At 59.0% G+C, this 17,982-nt stretch carries 13 protein-coding genes, 1 tRNA gene and 2 pseudogenes; 13 read left to right on the forward strand and 3 right to left on the reverse strand.

What is annotated here, in order from left to right:
- On the reverse strand, window positions 1–783 hold a 783-nt coding region (locus HF921_RS06835; RefSeq protein WP_215893556.1), incomplete at its 3' end, for an ADP-ribosylglycohydrolase family protein.
- Between the two features lie 281 nt (window positions 784–1,064).
- Between HF921_RS06835 and HF921_RS06840 the strand changes: the two genes are divergently transcribed.
- The 8 genes and pseudogenes from HF921_RS06840 to rhuM form a co-directional block, all read left to right on the forward strand.
- Window positions 1,065–4,160: a BPTD_3080 family restriction endonuclease gene (locus HF921_RS06840; RefSeq protein WP_226834377.1), complete on the forward strand. Its 3,096-nt coding sequence runs from the start codon at window positions 1,065–1,067 to the stop codon at window positions 4,158–4,160.
- The gene (locus tag HF921_RS06845; RefSeq protein WP_215893557.1) at window positions 4,157–4,372 is read left to right on the forward strand and encodes a hypothetical protein; all 216 of its coding nucleotides are present in this window, start codon (window positions 4,157–4,159) and stop codon (window positions 4,370–4,372) included. Before HF921_RS06840 ends, HF921_RS06845 begins: the two co-directional genes overlap by 4 nt.
- Entirely contained in the window at window positions 4,345–7,185 is a 2,841-nt protein-coding gene (locus HF921_RS06850) for a site-specific DNA-methyltransferase (protein WP_215893558.1), read from the forward strand. The genes HF921_RS06845 and HF921_RS06850 overlap by 28 nt, the downstream gene beginning before the upstream one ends.
- Window positions 7,182–8,255 (forward strand): ABC-three component system protein, encoded by a 1,074-nt coding sequence (locus HF921_RS06855; RefSeq protein WP_215893559.1) that lies wholly within the window; start codon window positions 7,182–7,184, stop codon window positions 8,253–8,255. Before HF921_RS06850 ends, HF921_RS06855 begins: the two co-directional genes overlap by 4 nt.
- On the forward strand, window positions 8,252–8,767 hold the full coding sequence (locus HF921_RS06860; protein ID WP_215893560.1) for an ABC-three component system middle component 2: 516 nt from the start codon (window positions 8,252–8,254) through the stop codon (window positions 8,765–8,767). Before HF921_RS06855 ends, HF921_RS06860 begins: the two co-directional genes overlap by 4 nt.
- Entirely contained in the window at window positions 8,758–10,611 is a 1,854-nt protein-coding gene (locus HF921_RS06865) for an AAA family ATPase (RefSeq protein WP_215893561.1), read from the forward strand. Before HF921_RS06860 ends, HF921_RS06865 begins: the two co-directional genes overlap by 10 nt.
- 3 nt (window positions 10,612–10,614) lie before the next feature.
- Window positions 10,615–11,067 (forward strand): annotated as a pseudogene (locus HF921_RS06870) (virulence RhuM family protein); the annotation flags it as partial.
- Window positions 11,068–11,116: 49 nt separating this feature from the next.
- A pseudogene (gene rhuM / locus HF921_RS13660) lies at window positions 11,117–11,224 on the forward strand (RhuM family protein); the annotation flags it as partial.
- Window positions 11,225–11,346: 122 nt separating this feature from the next.
- Here the strand turns inward: rhuM and HF921_RS06875 are convergent.
- Window positions 11,347–11,422 (reverse strand) — tRNA-Phe (locus HF921_RS06875).
- A gap of 13 nt (window positions 11,423–11,435) precedes the next feature.
- Window positions 11,436–12,311 carry a 16S rRNA (cytidine(1402)-2'-O)-methyltransferase gene (gene rsmI, locus HF921_RS06880; RefSeq protein WP_215893563.1) on the reverse strand — a complete coding sequence of 292 codons (876 nt, stop codon included), beginning with the start codon at window positions 12,309–12,311 and terminating at the stop codon, window positions 11,436–11,438.
- A 69-nt stretch (window positions 12,312–12,380) separates the two neighbouring features.
- Between rsmI and HF921_RS06885 the strand changes: the two genes are divergently transcribed.
- Genes HF921_RS06885 through HF921_RS06905 form a run of 5 tightly spaced genes read left to right on the forward strand, consistent with a single transcriptional unit; the run spans window position 12,381 to window position 17,817 of the window.
- On the forward strand, window positions 12,381–14,225 hold the full coding sequence (locus HF921_RS06885; protein WP_215893564.1) for a penicillin-binding protein activator: 1,845 nt from the start codon (window positions 12,381–12,383) through the stop codon (window positions 14,223–14,225).
- Between the two features lie 3 nt (window positions 14,226–14,228).
- The gene (locus tag HF921_RS06890; RefSeq protein ID WP_064219408.1) at window positions 14,229–14,594 is read left to right on the forward strand and encodes a YraN family protein; all 366 of its coding nucleotides are present in this window, start codon (window positions 14,229–14,231) and stop codon (window positions 14,592–14,594) included.
- A complete protein-coding gene (gene rfaE2, locus HF921_RS13755; protein WP_064219409.1) occupies window positions 14,591–15,667 on the forward strand; it encodes a D-glycero-beta-D-manno-heptose 1-phosphate adenylyltransferase in 1,077 nt (358 codons plus the stop codon). Before HF921_RS06890 ends, rfaE2 begins: the two co-directional genes overlap by 4 nt.
- A complete protein-coding gene (locus tag HF921_RS06900) occupies window positions 15,664–17,049 on the forward strand; it encodes an FAD-binding oxidoreductase (protein ID WP_215893565.1) in 1,386 nt (461 codons plus the stop codon). The genes rfaE2 and HF921_RS06900 overlap by 4 nt, the downstream gene beginning before the upstream one ends.
- A 3-nt stretch (window positions 17,050–17,052) precedes the next feature.
- Window positions 17,053–17,817: an RMD1 family protein gene (locus HF921_RS06905; RefSeq protein ID WP_064219411.1), complete on the forward strand. Its 765-nt coding sequence runs from the start codon at window positions 17,053–17,055 to the stop codon at window positions 17,815–17,817.
- Window positions 17,818–17,982: the final 165 nt, after the last annotated feature.

Raw genomic sequence — 17,982 nt, forward strand, 5'->3', positions numbered from 1 at the left:
CCAGGCGGGTTCAATGACGATGTCGGGATCCGCGGCGGCCAGCGCGGCATATCCCGCCGTGAGTAAGGCGTCGGGCGACGTGAACTGGCCTGCCCGCATCCCTTCGCCACCCTGCGACGGTGGCTGCAGGTGGCCTTGAGTAACCATGTGGAATGGCAGTGCTCCGCTGCGCACCTGCGCCATGAGCGTGGTGCCAATCTGCGGCGTCAACGAAGCGCCGGAGACCAACTGGGCCAAAACGGCGTTGAAGGCGACACTCATGGCGACAATGGCCGGATCATGCTGGGTCAGGGCGATGTTGCTACACATCGCCTCCGCCATTTTTTTCGGCTGCAGGGCATAAAAGGCAGCGATGGCAACGGCGCGCTCGGCACCCTCCGTCGTGTCCGCGTCCCCGGCGCATTCTCCCCATGGGCGATGCTTTGGCACGCGCTTACGCCAGGCCTCCCGAATGGATTGATTGGTGTAGCCCCCCGGTCCCTGCATGGGCGTGCCGTCCAACTGCGGGAACAGTTCCATATCCAGCCGACGGGTGAAATCGTCCTCCTCATAACCCGCGCAGTGCACCAACGACTCCATCAGCATGACCAGCAGCAGTCCGGTTTGCGAGATATCGCCCGCAAGCAGGCCACTGTGATAACGGTCGGGGCGCGGCGTGAGATAGTCGGTAATCCAGGGGCCACATTCCCGCCGCAGTTCGGCAAGGTCGTAGTACCAATGACACCCCAAAGCCAGCGCATCACCAATCAGGGCGCCCATCACGGCACCCGCTACGCGTTGCATGCTTCACCTCCTCCCGCCAGGCGGGTTCATGGGATATCCGGCAACACGGCGGCGTCACCTTGTAAGGTCAGTTCCCAGGCCACCCCCTATACGCCCATACCACAACGGGCATCCCGTGTTCCGGGAAAATGGCAGCCAGTGTCACCATACTGCGGGTTTTATGTCTTCCGTCCCATTATAGCGGCTCACGGCAAGGAGGGTGGACCGTCTCCAGGTCGCCAGCAGGCCCTTTATAGGCTATAAAGGGGAGAAAGCTTGGCCGCCGCAGACCATAAATAACCATGCAAAACCCTTTCTTTGAAAAACCCATCCTCAATTCCCCCTATGCGTATCCGCAGCGTCATTGGGAGCTGGATGAGCAGGGGCAGCCGACTCAACGCATCATCGACAATCGCCGCAAAGCGGAATTCATCAGCCCCATTCCCCGGCCACGCAAGCAAAAAGGGTCCGGCCGGCAAGCATCGCTGGTGCTCGACCAAGGGCAGGGGCTCTCGACTGAGGAACAGCAGTACAACATCACCGCGCTCATCAACGGCGTGCGTGCCGAAGTAAACCAGTGGCGCGGCATCCCCAACCCCGCAGACTGGCGGGTAACCCCGGAAACGGCACGGCTGCTGCAACACTGGCGGCACCACGCTTTCAGCAGCATTCGTCCCTTCTTCTGCCAGATCGAAGCAGTGGAAACCGCCATCTGGCTGACCGAAGTCGCCCCGCAGATGGGGAAATCAGCGCAGACCTACATAGATCACCTGAGTAACGCCAGTCACGATGCCAACCCGGACCTGCTGCGTCTGGCGCTCAAACTGGCCACCGGTGCGGGCAAGACCACGGTGATGGCCATGCTCATTGCCTGGCAGACCGTCAACGCAGTGCGGCACCCCAACAGCAAAAAATTCACGCGGGGCTTTTTGATCGTAGCGCCCGGCATCACCATCAAAGACCGCCTGCGCGTGCTGCAACCCAATGATCCCGACAGCTACTACGCCAGCCGCGAACTGGTGCCGGGAGATATGCTGGCTGATCTGGAACGCGCCCGCATCGTCATCACCAACTACCATGCCTTCAAACTGCGCGAGCGGCTGGAACTTTCCAAGGGCGGTCGCCGCCTGCTCCAGGGGCAGGGCGGCGAGGCGCTGAACACGCTGGAGACGGAAGGCCAGATGCTCCAGCGCGTCATGCCCGAACTCATGGGTCTGAAAAACATTATCGCCATCAATGACGAAGCTCACCACTGCTACCGCGAGAAACCCGATGCGACGGACGACGATCTCAAAGGCGACGAGAAAAAGGAGGCCGAAGAGAACAGCGCCGCCGCCCGCTTGTGGATATCGGGGCTGGAAGCGGTGCAGCGTAAGCTCGGGCTGGCACGGGTGTTTGATCTCTCCGCCACGCCCTTTTTCCTGAGCGGCTCGGGCTACGCCGAGGGGACGCTCTTCCCCTGGACCATGAGTGACTTCTCGCTGATGGATGCCATCGAATGCGGCATCGTCAAGCTGCCGCGGGTGCCGGTGGCGGACAATATCCCCGGCGGCGAGATGCCCATGTTCCGCAACCTCTGGGAGCATATCCGCAGCCAGATGCCCAAGCCTGGGCGCGGCAAAGGCAACCCCATAGACCCGCGGGCCATGCCGATTCCTTTGCAGACGGCGCTGGATGCTCTTTATGGTCATTACGACAAGACCTTCAAGCTCTGGGAGCAGGCGAACATTGCCGTACCGCCCTGCTTCATCATCGTCTGCAATAATACCGCCACTTCCAAGCTGGTCTATGACTACATCGCCGGTTTTCAGCAGGCGCAGCAAGACGGTTCCAGCCAGTTGGTGGAAGGCCGTCTGCCTCTGTTTCGCAATTATGACGAGCACGGCAACGCGCTGGGCCGCCCGCGTACCCTGCTCATCGACAGCGAACAACTGGAATCCGGCGATGCGCTGGACGACAAGTTCCGCGTCATGGCGGCTGATGAGATCGAGCGTTTTCGCCGCGAGATGGTGGAGCGCAGCGGCGATCTGCAATCGGGTCAGAGCATCAGCGATCAGGAACTGTTGCGCGAAGCAATGAACACCGTCGGCAAGCCGGGTCGACTGGGCGATTCCGTCCGCTGTGTGGTCTCCGTATCCATGCTGACCGAGGGCTGGGACGCCAACACCGTCACCCATGTGCTGGGGGTGCGCGCCTTCGGCACCCAGTTGCTTTGCGAGCAGGTCATCGGTCGCGCTTTACGGCGCCAGTCCTACGATCTGAATGAGGAAGGGCTGTTCAACGTCGAGTATGCCGATGTGCTGGGCATTCCCTTCGACTTCACCGCCAAGCCGGTGGTGGCGCCGCCGCAACCACCCCGCGAAACCATTCACGTCAAAGCCGTGCGACCCGAGCGCGATGCCCTGGAAATCCGCTTTCCGCGAGTGCAGGGTTACCGCGTCGAGCTACCGGAAACGCCGCTCGCGGCGCGCTTTGATGCCGACTCTGTCCTGGAACTCACGCCCGATTTGGTCGGTGCCACCGAGACCCGCAACTCCGGCATCATCGGCGAGACGGTGGACCTCAACCTCGTCCATACCGGTGACGTGCGCCCCTCACAGGTAGTCTACGAACTGACCTCCTACCTGCTGCTCAACGAGTTCCGCGACAAAGACGGTGCGCCGAAACTCTACCTCTTCGGCCAGCTCAAGCGTATTGCCCGGCAATGGCTCGATGGTTATTTGACCTGCAAGGGCGGCACATATCCGGCGCAACTCAAATACAAGATGCTGGCCGATATGGCCGCTAGCCGCATCATCACCGCTATCAATCGCGCCATGCTCACGGACCATTCGGAAGAGGCGCAGCGCCATATCCACGTCGTGCTTGACCCTTACAACCCCAGCGGCAGCACCGCCCACGTCAACTTCAACACCTCCAAGACCGAACGCTGGGACACCAGCGGTCCGCCGCCCAAATGTCCGCTCAACTGGGTCATACTCGATAGCGACTGGGAAGGGGGGTTCTGCCGCGTGGTGGAGGCCCACCCCCGCGTGCGTGCCTATGTGAAAAACCACAACCTCGGCTTTGAAGTGCCCTATCGCTACGGCTCTGAATCCCGCATCTACCGTCCAGACTTTATCGTGCGGGTGGACGACGGCCATGGCGATAATGATCTGTTGAATCTCATCGTCGAGATCAAGGGTTATCGTGGCGAGGACGCCAAGGACAAAAAAGCCACCATGGACACCTACTGGGTGCCCGGCGTCAACAACCTCGGCAGCCACGGCCGCTGGGCCTTCGCCGAGTTTACGGATGTCTGGCTGATGCAGGAAGATTTTGTCCGTCAGATTGCGTTATTCTTTGATCGAACAATTTCCAGCGTGGTGGGTTCCCACCTATCAGGAGCGATGCCATGACCGCCTTGCCCAAATTGAGTGAACTCACTGTCAGTGAAAAACTTCAGATGATGGAGTCCTTCGTCTGGCACGGAAAAATACTGATCCAACGGGAAAATGCTCTACGCCAGGGATCTGACCATTTTTCGGCTTGGGATACGGCCAAAGCGAATATCCGCAAACGCGTCTGCATAAAGAGTAAAAAATGGCCAAAAGCCCTAAACCATCCCTGACTATCGAAACCCTCACCCACGACGAGGCGACGCGCAAGAACATCCCCACCGCCGAATATCAGGCGGTGATGCGGCAGGATGAGCAAAAGCCGGTGCGGGTGGAGTACCCCCGGCAGGCCGCCGGGCTGGAGGACGAAAAGCGCGGCCGCAATCCCGACCTCGACCCCCAGCTCATCTGGCGCGGCAAGGACCGGCAGGACTGGTCCAGCCTCGTGGTGCAGGCGCCGCCCCTCTATATTCAGGAAAAGGTCCACCCCAAAGTCCTCATCGACGACCTCCGGCGCTTTCAGGCGCGGAACCCGGCACCGGGTGCGGCGGAGCAGGAGGACGGTCAGCAGATCGACCTCTTCGCCGACTTCAACGGCCTGCCCGACGCCAACGCCAACGCCAAGACCGAGTTCTACCAGCACGACGCCCACTGGGCCAACCGCATGATCCTCGGCGACAGCCTGCAGGTCATGGCTAGCCTGGCCGAGCGCGAGGGCCTGCGCGGCCAAGTGCAGTGCATCTACTTCGATCCGCCCTACGGCATCAAATTCAACAGCAACTTCCAGTGGTCCACCACCAGTCGCGATGTCAAGGACGGCAACACCGACCACATCACTCGCGAGCCGGAACAGGTCAAGGCCTTTCGCGACACCTGGAGGGACGGGATTCACTCCTACCTGACTTACCTGCGCGACCGGCTCACCGTGGCGCGGGATTTGTTGACCGAGTCGGGGTCAATCTTTGTGCAGATCGGGGATGAGAATGTCCACCGGGTAAGGGCGGTGATGGATGAGGTTTTTGGAGAGACCAATTTTGTAAGTCAAATTGTCTATCGCACCACAACGGGTAAGGCATCTGCCGCGCTCGATAGCACACGGGACTTCGTACTATGGTTCGCCAAATCTCTCCCCGACATAAAATTCCGGCGACCTTGGTTTGAACGAGATGTTGAAGCAGACGCCAATTTTCGGTTCGATTTTAACGCTGCCGGGGAATTTGTACCTGCCTGTGAGAAACCCCACCGCATAGCCAGAATGAATCCCATTACTTCACAGTCGGGTAGTTCAACAACGTTGTTCGAATATCCTTTCTGCGGAAAGACCTTCTTGCCAGGAAAAGGCGGTTGGAAAACAAATGTGACAGGGATGGAGCGTCTCCGTAAATCCCAGCGGCTTACCTATTCCGGCCGCACACTTGGATTCATCCGTCCATTTCGCGACTTCGCCTGCCAAGCACACGCGGACATTTGGGACGACACACGGCAATCGGGATTTGGGGATTCAAAGGTCTACGTCGTTCAAACGGCGACGACTGTCATCCAGCGCTGCATCCTCATGACCACCGACTCCGGCGACCTCGTCTTCGATCCTACCTGCGGCTCTGGCACTACCGCCTATGTCGCTGAACAATGGGGGCGCCGCTGGATCACCCTCGATACCTCCCGCGTCGCTCTCGCACTGGCCCGCGCCCGCATCATGGGCGCGCGCTATCCCTACTACTTGCTCGCCGACAGCCGCGACGGCCAGATCAAGGAGGGCGAAATAACCCGCACCGTTCCCTCCAGCCAGCCTACGCGCGGCAACATCCGTCAGGGTTTTGTCTATGAGCGCGTACCGCACATCACACTGAAATCCATCGCTAACAATGCCGAGATTGACGTCATCTGGGACAAGTTCCAGCAGGCACTGGAACCGCTGCGCGAGCAATTGAACAAGGCGTTGGGCAAGCAATGGCAGGAATGGGAAATCCCCCGCGAGGCCGATGCAAAATGGTCAGATGCTGCCAAGAAACTGCACGCCGACTGGTGGCAAGCCCGTATCGCCCGCCAGAATGAAATCGACGCCTCCATCGCCGCCAAGGCCGACTCCGAGTACCTCTACGACAAACCTTATGAGGACAAGAAGAAAGTCCGCGTCGCCGGTCCCTTCACCGTCGAAAGCCTTTCCCCCCACCGTGTACTGGGCGTGGATGAAAATGATGAACTCATCGACCCCAACGCCAGCAAAATCGGCGATCAGGGCTCTGGCTACGGTGAGGAACGCGACTTCACCCAGATCATTCTCGAAAACCTCAAAACCGCCGGAGTGCAGCAGGCCCACAAGGACGGCAAGATCAACTTCACCGCCCTGACCCCCTGGCCGGGCGATCTGGTCTGCGCCGACGGCCGCTATCTGGAACCCGCCGGACCGGATGGGGGCAGCACCGAGCGCCGCGCCGCCATTTTCGTCGGCCCCGAATTCGGCACCGTCTCCCGCCCTGATCTGGTCGCCGCCGCCCGAGAGGCCGCCGACGCCGGATTCGACGTGCTCATCGCCTGCGCCTTCAACTACGACGCCCACGCCAGCGAGTTCGACAAACTCGGTCGCGTCCCCGTCCTCAAAGCGCGCATGAACGCCGACCTGCACATGGCCAACGACCTCAAGAACACCGGCAAAGGCAACCTCTTCGTCATCTTCGGCGAACCCGACATCGACATCCTCGACGCTAAAGACGGCCAGATCTGTGTCAAGGTCAACGGCGTCGACGTCTTCCACCCCAACAGCGGCGAAGTCCACAGCGACGGCCCCGACGGCATCGCCTGCTGGTTCATCGACACCGACTACAACGAAGAAAGCTTCTTCGTCCGCCAAGCCTACTTCCTCGGCGCCAACGACCCCTACAAATCACTGAAAACCACCCTGAAAGCGGAGATCGACGCAGAAGCCTGGGCAACGCTGAACAGCGACACCTCCCGGCCTTTTGACAAGCCAGCGACCGGGCGTATCGCGGTGAAGGTGATCAACCATCTGGGGGATGAGGTGATGAAGGTGTTTAGGGTATCATGATTCCATCCAGCCCATTGCCATTACCATCGGGCGGAGTTACCGCATCAGCGGATTTAGTGACTGCTGGCTTGCCTATTCCACCCATCGAGCGGATACGAATCTTCAGCGCCGAACAGTGGGAGGACTTCGTTCTCGAATGGGCCGACTCGCTGAGAGATCAGTACGGCAACGTTGAGCGATGCGGCGGTGCCGGCGACATGGGCCGTGACATCATTGCGTTCGACAAGGCAAATCCTGCGATCTGGGACAACTACCAGTGTAAGCACTACAAAAATAGGCTTACCCCTGGAGATAGTTGGGTTGAGCTAGGCAAGTTGGTTTACTACACCTACACCAAGGAATACACGTACCCTCGAAAGTATTTTTTCATCGCGCCACAAGGAGCCGGGACCACGCTGTCAAATCTGTTGCGGAAGCCTGACAAACTCAAGGCGCAGTTGATTGACAACTGGGATAAGCATTGCAAGCAAGGCATTACATCGACTAACGAAGTTGCGCTCGACGCTGCACTTCGCACGTACCTAGATGTACTGGATTTTTCGATTTTCGAGGCAGTGCCATCATTGAAAATCATTGACCAGCACGCCAAGACGCGATGGTATGCCACAAGATTTGGTGGTGGTCTTCCAATCCGGCCAAAGGTTGCTCCACCCCCCGTAGAGATCGCCGCCCACGAGATGATCTATGTGCGAAGTTTGTTGGATGCCTATGGCGACCATCTGAAGTGCGCAATTCCGGCGGTGGATAACCTGGGCGCTCACGACGATGTAAGGGAGCACTTCAATGACGCGCGGCTGGAATTCTACAGCGCTGAAGCCCTACGGACATTTTCTCGCGACACCTTGCCTCCTGGCACATTCGAGGAACTGCAAGACGAACTGCATGGCGGCATCAAGGATGAAATCCGAGGAGACTATCCAGATGGTTATAGGCGCGTGCTCTCTGTGGTCAAGACTGCCAAGCTACTCCCCATTACCGACCACGCACTCAAGGAACGCTTGTCGCTCCGCGACAAGGGTGGGATTTGTCACCAGCTCGCTAATAATGGAAAGGTCAAGTGGGTAAAATGACTGAATCTGTCGAGGTCAAGGTGTTACCACCGTTCAACGGACCGATTGAGATTGGGCTTCGAGCTTTGATACTCCTGAGTGAGGCCTTCCCATCGGCGTATTCGCTTCAGCGGATGGTGGTTTCGGATTATTTGCTAGTTCACTCCGATGACTTACCCGGTGGTCCGCCAGGGTTGCACCCTAAAACGCCGCATCGTGGAGGTGAGTTATTGGTGCGCCGCGCTGTTCTTGAACAAGGTTTGATGCTGTATCAAAGCCGGGGCCTGTTAGAGCGCCATTACACCAAGTCGGGAGTGATGTTTGCAGCGACAGAGAGAACGGCAGCTTTTTTAGACGCACTGTCCTCTGACTATTCCACACAGTTGAGAGAGCGTGCGGCATGGCTCGTGTCGTTTTTTGAGGAGATGTCTGACAGTGAGTTCATGAAGATAGCCAACTCCCAAGTCGGCGAGTGGGGTGCAGAATTCACCATGGAATCAGTGCTGAAAGTGGAGGATGCTGAATGGTTATAGCAGGATTTCAACTTCGAGGTTTGACATTGCTCGGAGGTGGGGTTCCGAACGCCGAGGTGCGATTCAGGGAAGGATTGAATGTCGTATCTGGCCCTTCAGATACAGGGAAGACCTTCATCGTGCAGTGCATTGACTACATGCTTGGCGGAAAGGAAGTCCCCAAACCCATTCCGGAGTCGGAGAGGTATGAGACCGTCCGCCTTGCACTGAATTATTCTGAGAATGGCAATGAGATAGTGTTGGAGAGGTCGATTCGAGGCGGCAACTTCACACTCATCAGCGCAGGAAAGGCGGACAAAAACCTATCCGCAAAACACAACGCAGACAACAAGGACTCGGTATCGCAGTACTTGCTCGGCCTGTCCGGCTTGACTGGAAAGAAGGTTCGTAAAAACAAACTCGGCGAGACCCGTGAGGTCAGCTTTCGGGATCTGGCGCGACTGATATTGGTTGACGAAGAAACTGTCATCAGCGAGACCTCCCCAATTCTTACTGGGCATTACACCACCGCCACAGCAGAAAGCGCCGTCTTCCGGTTACTGTTGACGGGGGTTGATGACGGCTCGGTGATTTTCAGTGAGGACCCAAAGGTTTCAAAAGGCAGGCAGGCAGGCAAGATCGAGATGTTGGACTTGCTTCTGAAACAAACCAATGGGCGCGTGGCCGAGATGCAGTTATCCGGCGATGTGCAGACCTGGCAAGACAAGCTGACCCAGGTTGAAACTCTGTATGAGGCGGCACAGAAGGAGCTTGCCGTTGAGCAGCAGAATGCTGCATTGCTGGAGGGTAAGCGCCGAGAAGAGTTGAACGGTTTACGCCAACTTGAGTCGCGGTCAGGTGTCTTGCGTGAGTTGCAACGCAGGTTTGCGTTACTTGAGCAGCAGTATCTATCGGACCGTCGTCGGCTTGAAAGTATTGCGGAAGCGGGCTCTCGCTTGAGCCAAATGAACGAGGAACGCTGTCCTGTGTGCGGTGCAACAGCCGAACATCAGGAGCACGAGCATCAAAAGGCTGAAGCGACCCCAGAGGATGTGGCGCAGTCTTGCCTTGCCGAAGCAGCCAAGATCAGGGCTCTGATTTTAGACTTGCATTTGACCAGGACAGACAACGACAAGGAGATCGTACGGCTACACGATCTATGTGAGCAGGCGAAGGGGCGTGTCCGCGCGGTTGCAGTAGACCTCACGGACTTGTTGAAACCTCGCGTTGAGGTTGCATTACTCCGATTGCACGAAAGCCAAGCGACTAGGGACACCTACCGTCGTGCAGTTGAACTCAATGCGCGCGTGAACGAATTACAAGGACTGATGACTGAGATTAGGGGCCAGATGCCCGAAAAAGGGCAGGAGCTTGAGTCAGCGCGCGTCCGTGCCGACGAAGCTGAGGTTTTCAGTAAGGAAGTTGAGTCTTTGCTGCGCACTTGGCATTTCCCTGGGCTAGATCGAGTAACCTTCAGCGAGAATGATCAAGATGTCGTGATCTCAGGGCGGGCTCGAGCGAGCCACGGAAAAGGGGTTCGGGCAATTGCTCATTCGGCTTTCAACTTGGCGCTATTGAAATACTGTCGCAATCGTGAAATGCCACATCCCGGATTCGTGCTGATTGATTCTCCGCTCGTGGTCTACCGCGAACCTGATGCTGACGAAGCTGGTTTTTCACATGATGTGAAAGACAAATTTTATAAGTCCATTTCGGATGAATTTAAAACCGCCCAAGTCATCATTTTCGAGAATGACGATCCTCCATTGAATATGGAGAATAAAGCCAATTTTATCCGTTTTACTGGCACAAATAATGGCCGGTACGGATTCATCCCTGTTCCAATTAAGGCCGATGAGAGTTGATGGATGCAGAATCCTAATCAGTTTCTAATCTACCAAAGCGAAGACGGCTCCACCCGCATTGACGTGACGCTGGAGGCGGAAACGCTGTGGCTCAATCAGAAGCAGTTGACCGAGCTATTCGGCAAGGCCAAGGGCACCATCAGCGAGCACATCAGGCACATTTTTGAGGATGGGGAGTTGACGCCGGCGGCAACTGTTCGGTTATTCCGAACAGTTCAAATCGAGGGGGGGCGTGAAGTGGCCCGCGAGGTGGAACACTACAATCTCGACATGATCCTCGCCCTCGGCTTTCGCGTGCGCAGCCCGGTAGGCGTGCGTTTTCGCCAGTGGGCCAACGATAAACTCAAGGAGTATATCATCAAGGGTTTCGTGCTGGACGACGCGCGTCTGAAGAACCCCGGTAAGGGCCGGGACTATTTCGACGAGCTGACCCGCCGTCTGCAAGACATCCGCACCAGTGAGCGGCGCTTTTATTCAGAAAATCACCGACATTTACGCCACCAGCGTGGATTACGACGCGCGCCATCCGCTCACTCAGCAGTTTTTCGCCACGGTGCAAAACAAGGTGCATTACGCCATCCACGGCCAGACCGCCGCCGAGTTGATCACCAGCCGCGCGGATAGCCGATTGCCGAACATGGGCCTGACGACTTGGGAAGGCGCACGTATCCGCCCCGGGTTTGGCGGCACGATGATAAGTCCATGGATTTTTGTGATGCAACTTACTGGTTTAGATGGTGCCCAGGGACGGAATCGAACCGCCGACACGAGGATTTTCAGTCCTCTGCTCTACCGACTGAGCTACCTGGGCCAAGAGGCCGTATTTAAGCGGGGCCTTGATCAGAAGTCAAGGCCAACGCGCGCGTATAAAGAAAACGATGGGCCATGCCGCTCTGATTCGCGGCGATACGCACGGCCTGGGCCAGCGGTAATTCAGCCAGCAGCGGGCTGAGCAACTGATCGGCATCGGTTTCTTCCTGAGTCTGCTCCGGCGCTCCCGCCACCACCAGCGTCATCTCGCCGCGTACCTTGTCAGGATGCGTCTGCAGCAGCGCTACCAGCCCACCCAGACTGTCCCGCAGACACTCCTCATACATTTTGGTCAATTCCCGGCACAGCGCCGCCCCGCGATCCGCGCCCCATAATTCAGCCATATCCGCCAAGGTCCCACTAATTCGATGCGGCGCCTCATAAAAAATCATGCTGCGCGGCTCCAGTTGCAGGGCCTGTAACCGCGCCCGCCGCGCGCCCCCTTTGGCTGGCAGAAAGCCCTCGAAACTAAAGCGATCACTGGGCAGACCGGACAGTGCCAACGCGGCCAACGCGGCATTGGGGCCGGGAATAATGGTCACGGGCAACCGCTGCTCCCGGAGCAGGGCCAGCAACGGAAACCCCGGGTCGGAAATCAGCGGCATTCCCGCATCTGACAACAGGGCGATATGCTCTCCGGCGGCGATACGCTGGGCGATCTGCGGAGCCAAAGCCCTCTCGTTATGCTCATGCAGCGCCAGCGTTTTGGGCTGCACACCCAGATGTTGAAAGAGCCGCTGGGCGTGGCGGCGATCCTCCACCAGAATCAGGGGAGCGGTGCTGATGGCCCGCTGCGCGCGCGGGGAGAGATCGTCGAGGTTGCCGATGGGCGTAGCGATGATCGTCAGTTGCCCGGCACCGCTCTCCGCGGGTTCGGCATGGCCATTCATCACCATACCCCCGGCTGAGGTTGTGTTTCGGTCATTGAACACTTGCGTCTTTCTCCATACACTCTGCTCATGATGCCCCCCGCAGCCCTAAAAACCTCTTTGCGCTTGCTGATGACTCTGGCCCTGGCCACTGGCCTGAGCGCTTGTGCGAGTATGCCACAGAAGACGCCACCACCGTCGAATCCAGCGCCAACGTCGGTCGAAACACCAACCAGCACCCCTGAAACACTGACGGCGCAGCGCGCCGGCCGGCTCGCGGCCACGGGGCACAATCTGGAGGCGGCCAAGGATTACATCCGCGCGGCCGCCGAGGCGCGGGGACAAACTCAAGTCCATTACCTGATGGAAGCCGCACAAGCCTCTTTGAAGGGACACAAGCCGCAGGTTGCCATATTGCTGGCTAACGAAGTGCTGCGTTTGCAGCATGACGACGCCGCGCTACGCAGTGCGGCACTTTGGGTCCGCGCGCAAGGATTCATGGATCAGGGACAGACCCCCAGTGCCAAAGGCAACCTCGAAGAGCTGCTGGCCATCAGCGGCACGCCCCAGGAAGTGCGCGCTCAGGCCATGGGCACCCTGGCCACGCTCTACACCCAGGAAGGTCACGAACTCACCGCACTGAATTTCCTGATCGAAGGGGATAGCCTCCTGAGCGGCAGGGACATCGCCGAAAATCATCGCCGCATTCGTGCCCTCCTTGACTCGCAGCCAACCGCGAAGCTTCAGAATTGGCAGGGACGCAGTGGCAACCCCCTGGTGCAGGAATGGCTCGCCGTCGCCCTGATCACCCGGCAAAACCCCGATCCCCAACAGCGGCAGGCGGCGATCAGTGCCTGGCTGACGGCGCATCCGGGGCACCCTCTCATAAACTTCTCGGACCACAGGTCGGCTATCACCGACACCTCTACGCCCAATCCGGCACTCGGCAGCATATGCGCCTTGTTACCCTCCAGCGGACCCTATGCGCTCCTCTCCCAAGCCATCACCGCCGGAATGAAAACGGCAGCGCAATTACAATCTGGTCCTGCCGTGCGTGCCCTGCGGACCACCGGCAACCCCAGTTACACCGCCGTACTTTTTAAACGTGGGATAAAGGAGGGGTGCAGAGCCTTTGTCGGCCCCTGGCTGCCACAAGATATCAACGCCGTCGCCGCCGTCAGGAAACCTTCCGATCCGCCCATCATCGCTCTCGGAGTGGTGCCTGGTGTGCAGCAGTCGGGGCTCTACACCCTGAGTCTGAGCCGTGACGTCGCCGCGCAACAAATTGCCGTCCAGAGCTATGGGGCGGGTTATCGTCGTGCCTACGTGCTTTATCCGCAGAACTCCAGTGGCGCCGCCATTCAGGCAGACTTTATCGCGACCTGGAAGAAGCTTGGGGGGGAGGTCGGTGGTGTCGCCACCTACCTGCCGGGACACACATTCACCGATGAAGCGCAACGACTCCTGAACGGGTCACAAGGACAAGACAGCTTTGTTTTTTTGGTCACCAATGCGAAAAACGCCAACGCCGCCGTTTCCTCCATCCGGTTGGTCAATAAGCGCGTGCCGATTTTCAGTCCGGCGCTGCTGCACGGCGCCGCCTTACCCAGTGACACGCGAGGGCTCTCCGGCATTGAGTCCGTTGATATGCCCTGGATCATCAACTCTGGGCAAAGCTGGCCGCAAGCGGTGCGGCTGCTACGCACCACCCTGCCAAACGCCAGCGATGCCCAGTGGCGTATGGCAGCCTTCGGACTCGATACCTACCGGATGGCGGAGCGTGTTCTGGATAAAGATATGACGAGCAGCTTGGCTGGCGCCACCGGCATCCTCCATTTTGTCACCCACAACCAGATCATACGTGACATGGAATGGATGGAAGTGGAGAATGGCCGAATCGTACCTTTGCCGGGAGTGCCCAAGCCGGGTACCTGAATCATGCCATCACCACGCCAGAATTTAGGTCAGCAGGGTGAAGACAGCGCCGTCGCCCTACTCGCCGGGCACGGGCTACATCCCCTGACACGCAACTATCGCTGCCGGATGGGCGAAATTGACATCATCACCCTTGATGGCGAAACCCTGGTCTTCGTGGAGGTGCGCCAGCGCGCCCATGATCGGCAGGGGGGTGCAGCGGCCAGCATCACGTGGCGCAAGCAAAAGCGACTGATCCGCGCCGCTGAATATTTCCTGTTGCATAACCCACAGCACGGGTTACGTCCCTGCCGTTTTGATGTCGTCGCCCTTGACGGTGATGCCTCGGCAGACTGGATTCGTGATGCCTTTAGAGTACCCAGCCCATGACCACCAATGACTGGATGGATGCCGCCTTGCGCGCCAGCATCCTCTGCAAGGAGAAATCGGCGGCGGCGCTGGCGGCGCCCTTCGCGCAAGCCAGCCAACGTTTGATTGCCACCTTGCAAGCCAACGGGCAAGTGCTCAGCTGCGGCAACGGTGGTTCTTCGGGCGATGCCCAGCACCTGGCTTCGGAACTGATCAACCGTTTCGAGACGACGCGCCGCGCTCTGCCCGCCATCGCCCTCAGTACCGACAGCAGCGTGCTTACGGCCATCGCCAATGATGCCTGCTACGAACAGGTTTTTGCCCGCCAAATTGAGGCGTTGGGTCGTCCCGGCGACTGTCTGGTCGCATTCAGCACCTCGGGCAACTCCGCCAATGTGCTCGCCGCGGTTCTTACCGCCCAGCAGCGCGGCATGTGGGTGCTGGCCCTTACGGGCAAGGAAGGCGGACAGCTCGCGTCGCTCCTGCGCCCTGCGGATATTGAATTGCGTGTGCCGGAACAAAATACCGCGCGTATTCAAGAAGTCCACCTCGTCCTCATCCACGCCCTCTGCAACGGTGTGGATGCCAGCTTTGCGGACCACGCCGTTGTTTCCACGCCTTACACCGGTCAGGTGTTTCGTGACGCGGAAAGGTTGGAGGCAGCTTGCGCCTTCCGGCGACCGCTGGTTTTCACCAACGGTGTTTTTGATGTGCTGCACCGGGGTCATGTGCAGTATCTCGCCGAAGCCCGCGCCGAGGGTGCCTGTCTGGTGGTCGGCGTCAACAGCGACGCTTCGGTGCGCCGCCTCGGCAAAGGTGCGGATCGCCCGATTAATAGCGAAGACGATCGCATGGCGGTGCTCGCCGGATTACGGGCAGTGGATTTTGTCACGCTGTTTGACGAGGATACTCCACTGCAACTTATCCAGCATCTCCAACCCGACGTGCTGATTAAAGGTGGCGACTGGCCAACAGAACGTATTGTCGGTGCCGATTGGGTACAGGCCAGGGGCGGCCGCGTGCTCAGCATTCCCTTCCGTCATGAGCGGAGCACCACCACCCTCTTGCAGAAAATCCGGGAGAGCCAGCCATGAACGTCAGCACCATCACCCTCGCCCTGCGCGCCGCCCTCGATACGGAGCGGGTGCGCGACGATGCCGATACCATCTCCATTTACAGCCGCGACGAGACGCCGGGGAGTTGTGCGCCGGTGATGGTGCTCTTCCCCCACAGCCACGAAGAGGTGCAGGCGATCGTCAGTATTGCCCGACGCCATCGTCTGCCCCTTGTCCCGCGTGGAGCAGGTTCCGGGAATGTCGGCGGGGCTCAACCGGTGCCCGGCAGCGCTGTCATCAGCTTCGAGTGTATGCAGAAAATCAGCGATTACAGTGTGGTCGACCGCACTATCACCGTCGAAGCTGGATGCATCACGGCCGCGATCAGTGCCTATGTACAGGCCGACGGACTATTCTACCCCCCCGATCCCGGCAGCAGCTCCTACTGCCGCATCGGCGGCAACCTGGCGATGAACGCCGCTGGTCCCCACGCCGTAAAATATGGAGTCACTCGCGATTATGTACTAGGCCTGCGCGCTGTCACCGGCACTGGCGAGACGCTGTCTTGCGGGGTCCACACCAGCAAGGGCGTGGTCGGCTATGACCTGACCCGCCTGCTGGTGGGCAGCGAAGGCACCCTCGCCCTCATCACCGAGGCCACCTTGCGCCTGCTGCCTCGGCCTGCCGCCAACGCCACCCTGCGCGCCGCCTATGGCAACACGGTAAGTGCCTGTGCGGCGGTACAGCGGGTCATGGCGCAGCGCCATATCCCCAGCGCGATCGAACTCATGGACCCCCATGCCCTGGCTGCCGTGCGCGCCATGGGCGCGGCCAGCGACCTGCCCGCAGGCAGCAACGCCCTGCTGATGGTCGAAGTGGATGGCGAGGTGGTCACCATCTCCGAGCAAATGCAGGCGATCCGTGCGGCACTGGCTGGGGAAGGAAATCTGGAGATTCTGGAAGCAACTGACGCCGCCGCCATTGCCGATCTATGGGCGGCACGTAAGTCCCTGTCTCCCGCCACCAAGGCCATGGCACCACTCAAGATCAATGAGGATGTGGTCGTGCCGGTCAGCCGTCTGTGCGAATTGCTGGTGACCATCGAAGAGATTGCCGCAGACCAGTCCTTGCAGATCGTCAGCTTCGGACATGCCGGGAACGGCAACCTGCATGTCAACTTTCTGGTCCACCCCCAGGATAAAGACGAGATGCGCCGCGCTCAGCACGGTTTGCAAAAACTCTTCCAGACCGTACTGGTGCTTGGTGGAACGCTCTCTGGCGAACACGGCATCGGCAGCAGCAAGCGTGCCTATGTCCCGCTGGAACTCAGCCCGGAAAACCTCAGCATCCAGCGCGCCATAAAACAAGTCTTTGATCCGGATTATATTCTCAATCCGGGCAAACTGCTCCCCAAGGCCTGAATCATGAATAGCATCCTCCACGCCATCCAGCCGGTACGTCATATTTCCCTCAAAAGCTGGCGCGAAGATTTTGAGATGGACCTGGTAGAAAACACGCCCGCCCACCGCTTGCTTCGCGATGGAGACACCTGGGTGATACTCTTCCGCTCCGGCGTCCTCTGCTTTTTCGGCGCGGGACCGGCTCTGCAGGCAAAAGTCATCGCTACCGTGCAGGCACAGTTCACCCCCATCGCCGACCCCAAGGTTGAAGAGCTGGCGGTTCGGGTCGGCGAGCGCGATGGCGTGGGTCGCGACGGCGTCATCCTCAAAAATCTCGACGAAGAACGGATCCTCCTCGTAGCCCTGCGCCTGGCCCAGAGCCTTGCCCTGGAACTTCATGAGGAAGCCGTTGAAAACCTGCTGGAAACCACTCTGAACCTGCTCTCGGAGGTGACTCGTACCGGACGCTTACCGGGACGGCGCGACAGACATTTGCGCTTTCTCGCCTCGACCTCCGCCACCCGCACCGAAATCCTCTCCCGTCTGGCGGTGCTGGACAATCCCGACATTGTCTGGGAGACACCGGGCCTGGAACTACTCTCCCGTGAACTCTCCGCCGATCTGGAACTTACCAGCCGCTTTCGCGCCCTCGACGAAAAACTCGACGCGATTCATGAGGGGCTGGAAGTCATGATCGTCGCCAGCCGCCATCATCGGGAGACCATTCTGGAGTGGATCATTATCATTTTAATCTCGGTGGAAGCACTGATTATGCTGATTGGCAAGTAAGGTGAGCGAATCATCATCGATCTTAGAGGCGGTCTCCGCAGTGGACGACGCTGGCGAAGCAGAACCACCCTACAATGAATACGACGCCTTCATTCCGCACAACACCCGCATCGCCCACAGCTATGATCCCGCCCGCCTGCTCCTGGTCGGACCCGCCTGGGTGGG

The sequence above is a fragment of the Acidithiobacillus ferriphilus genome (assembly GCF_018854775.1).
Classification (GTDB): Bacteria; Pseudomonadota; Gammaproteobacteria; order Acidithiobacillales; family Acidithiobacillaceae; genus Acidithiobacillus; species Acidithiobacillus ferriphilus.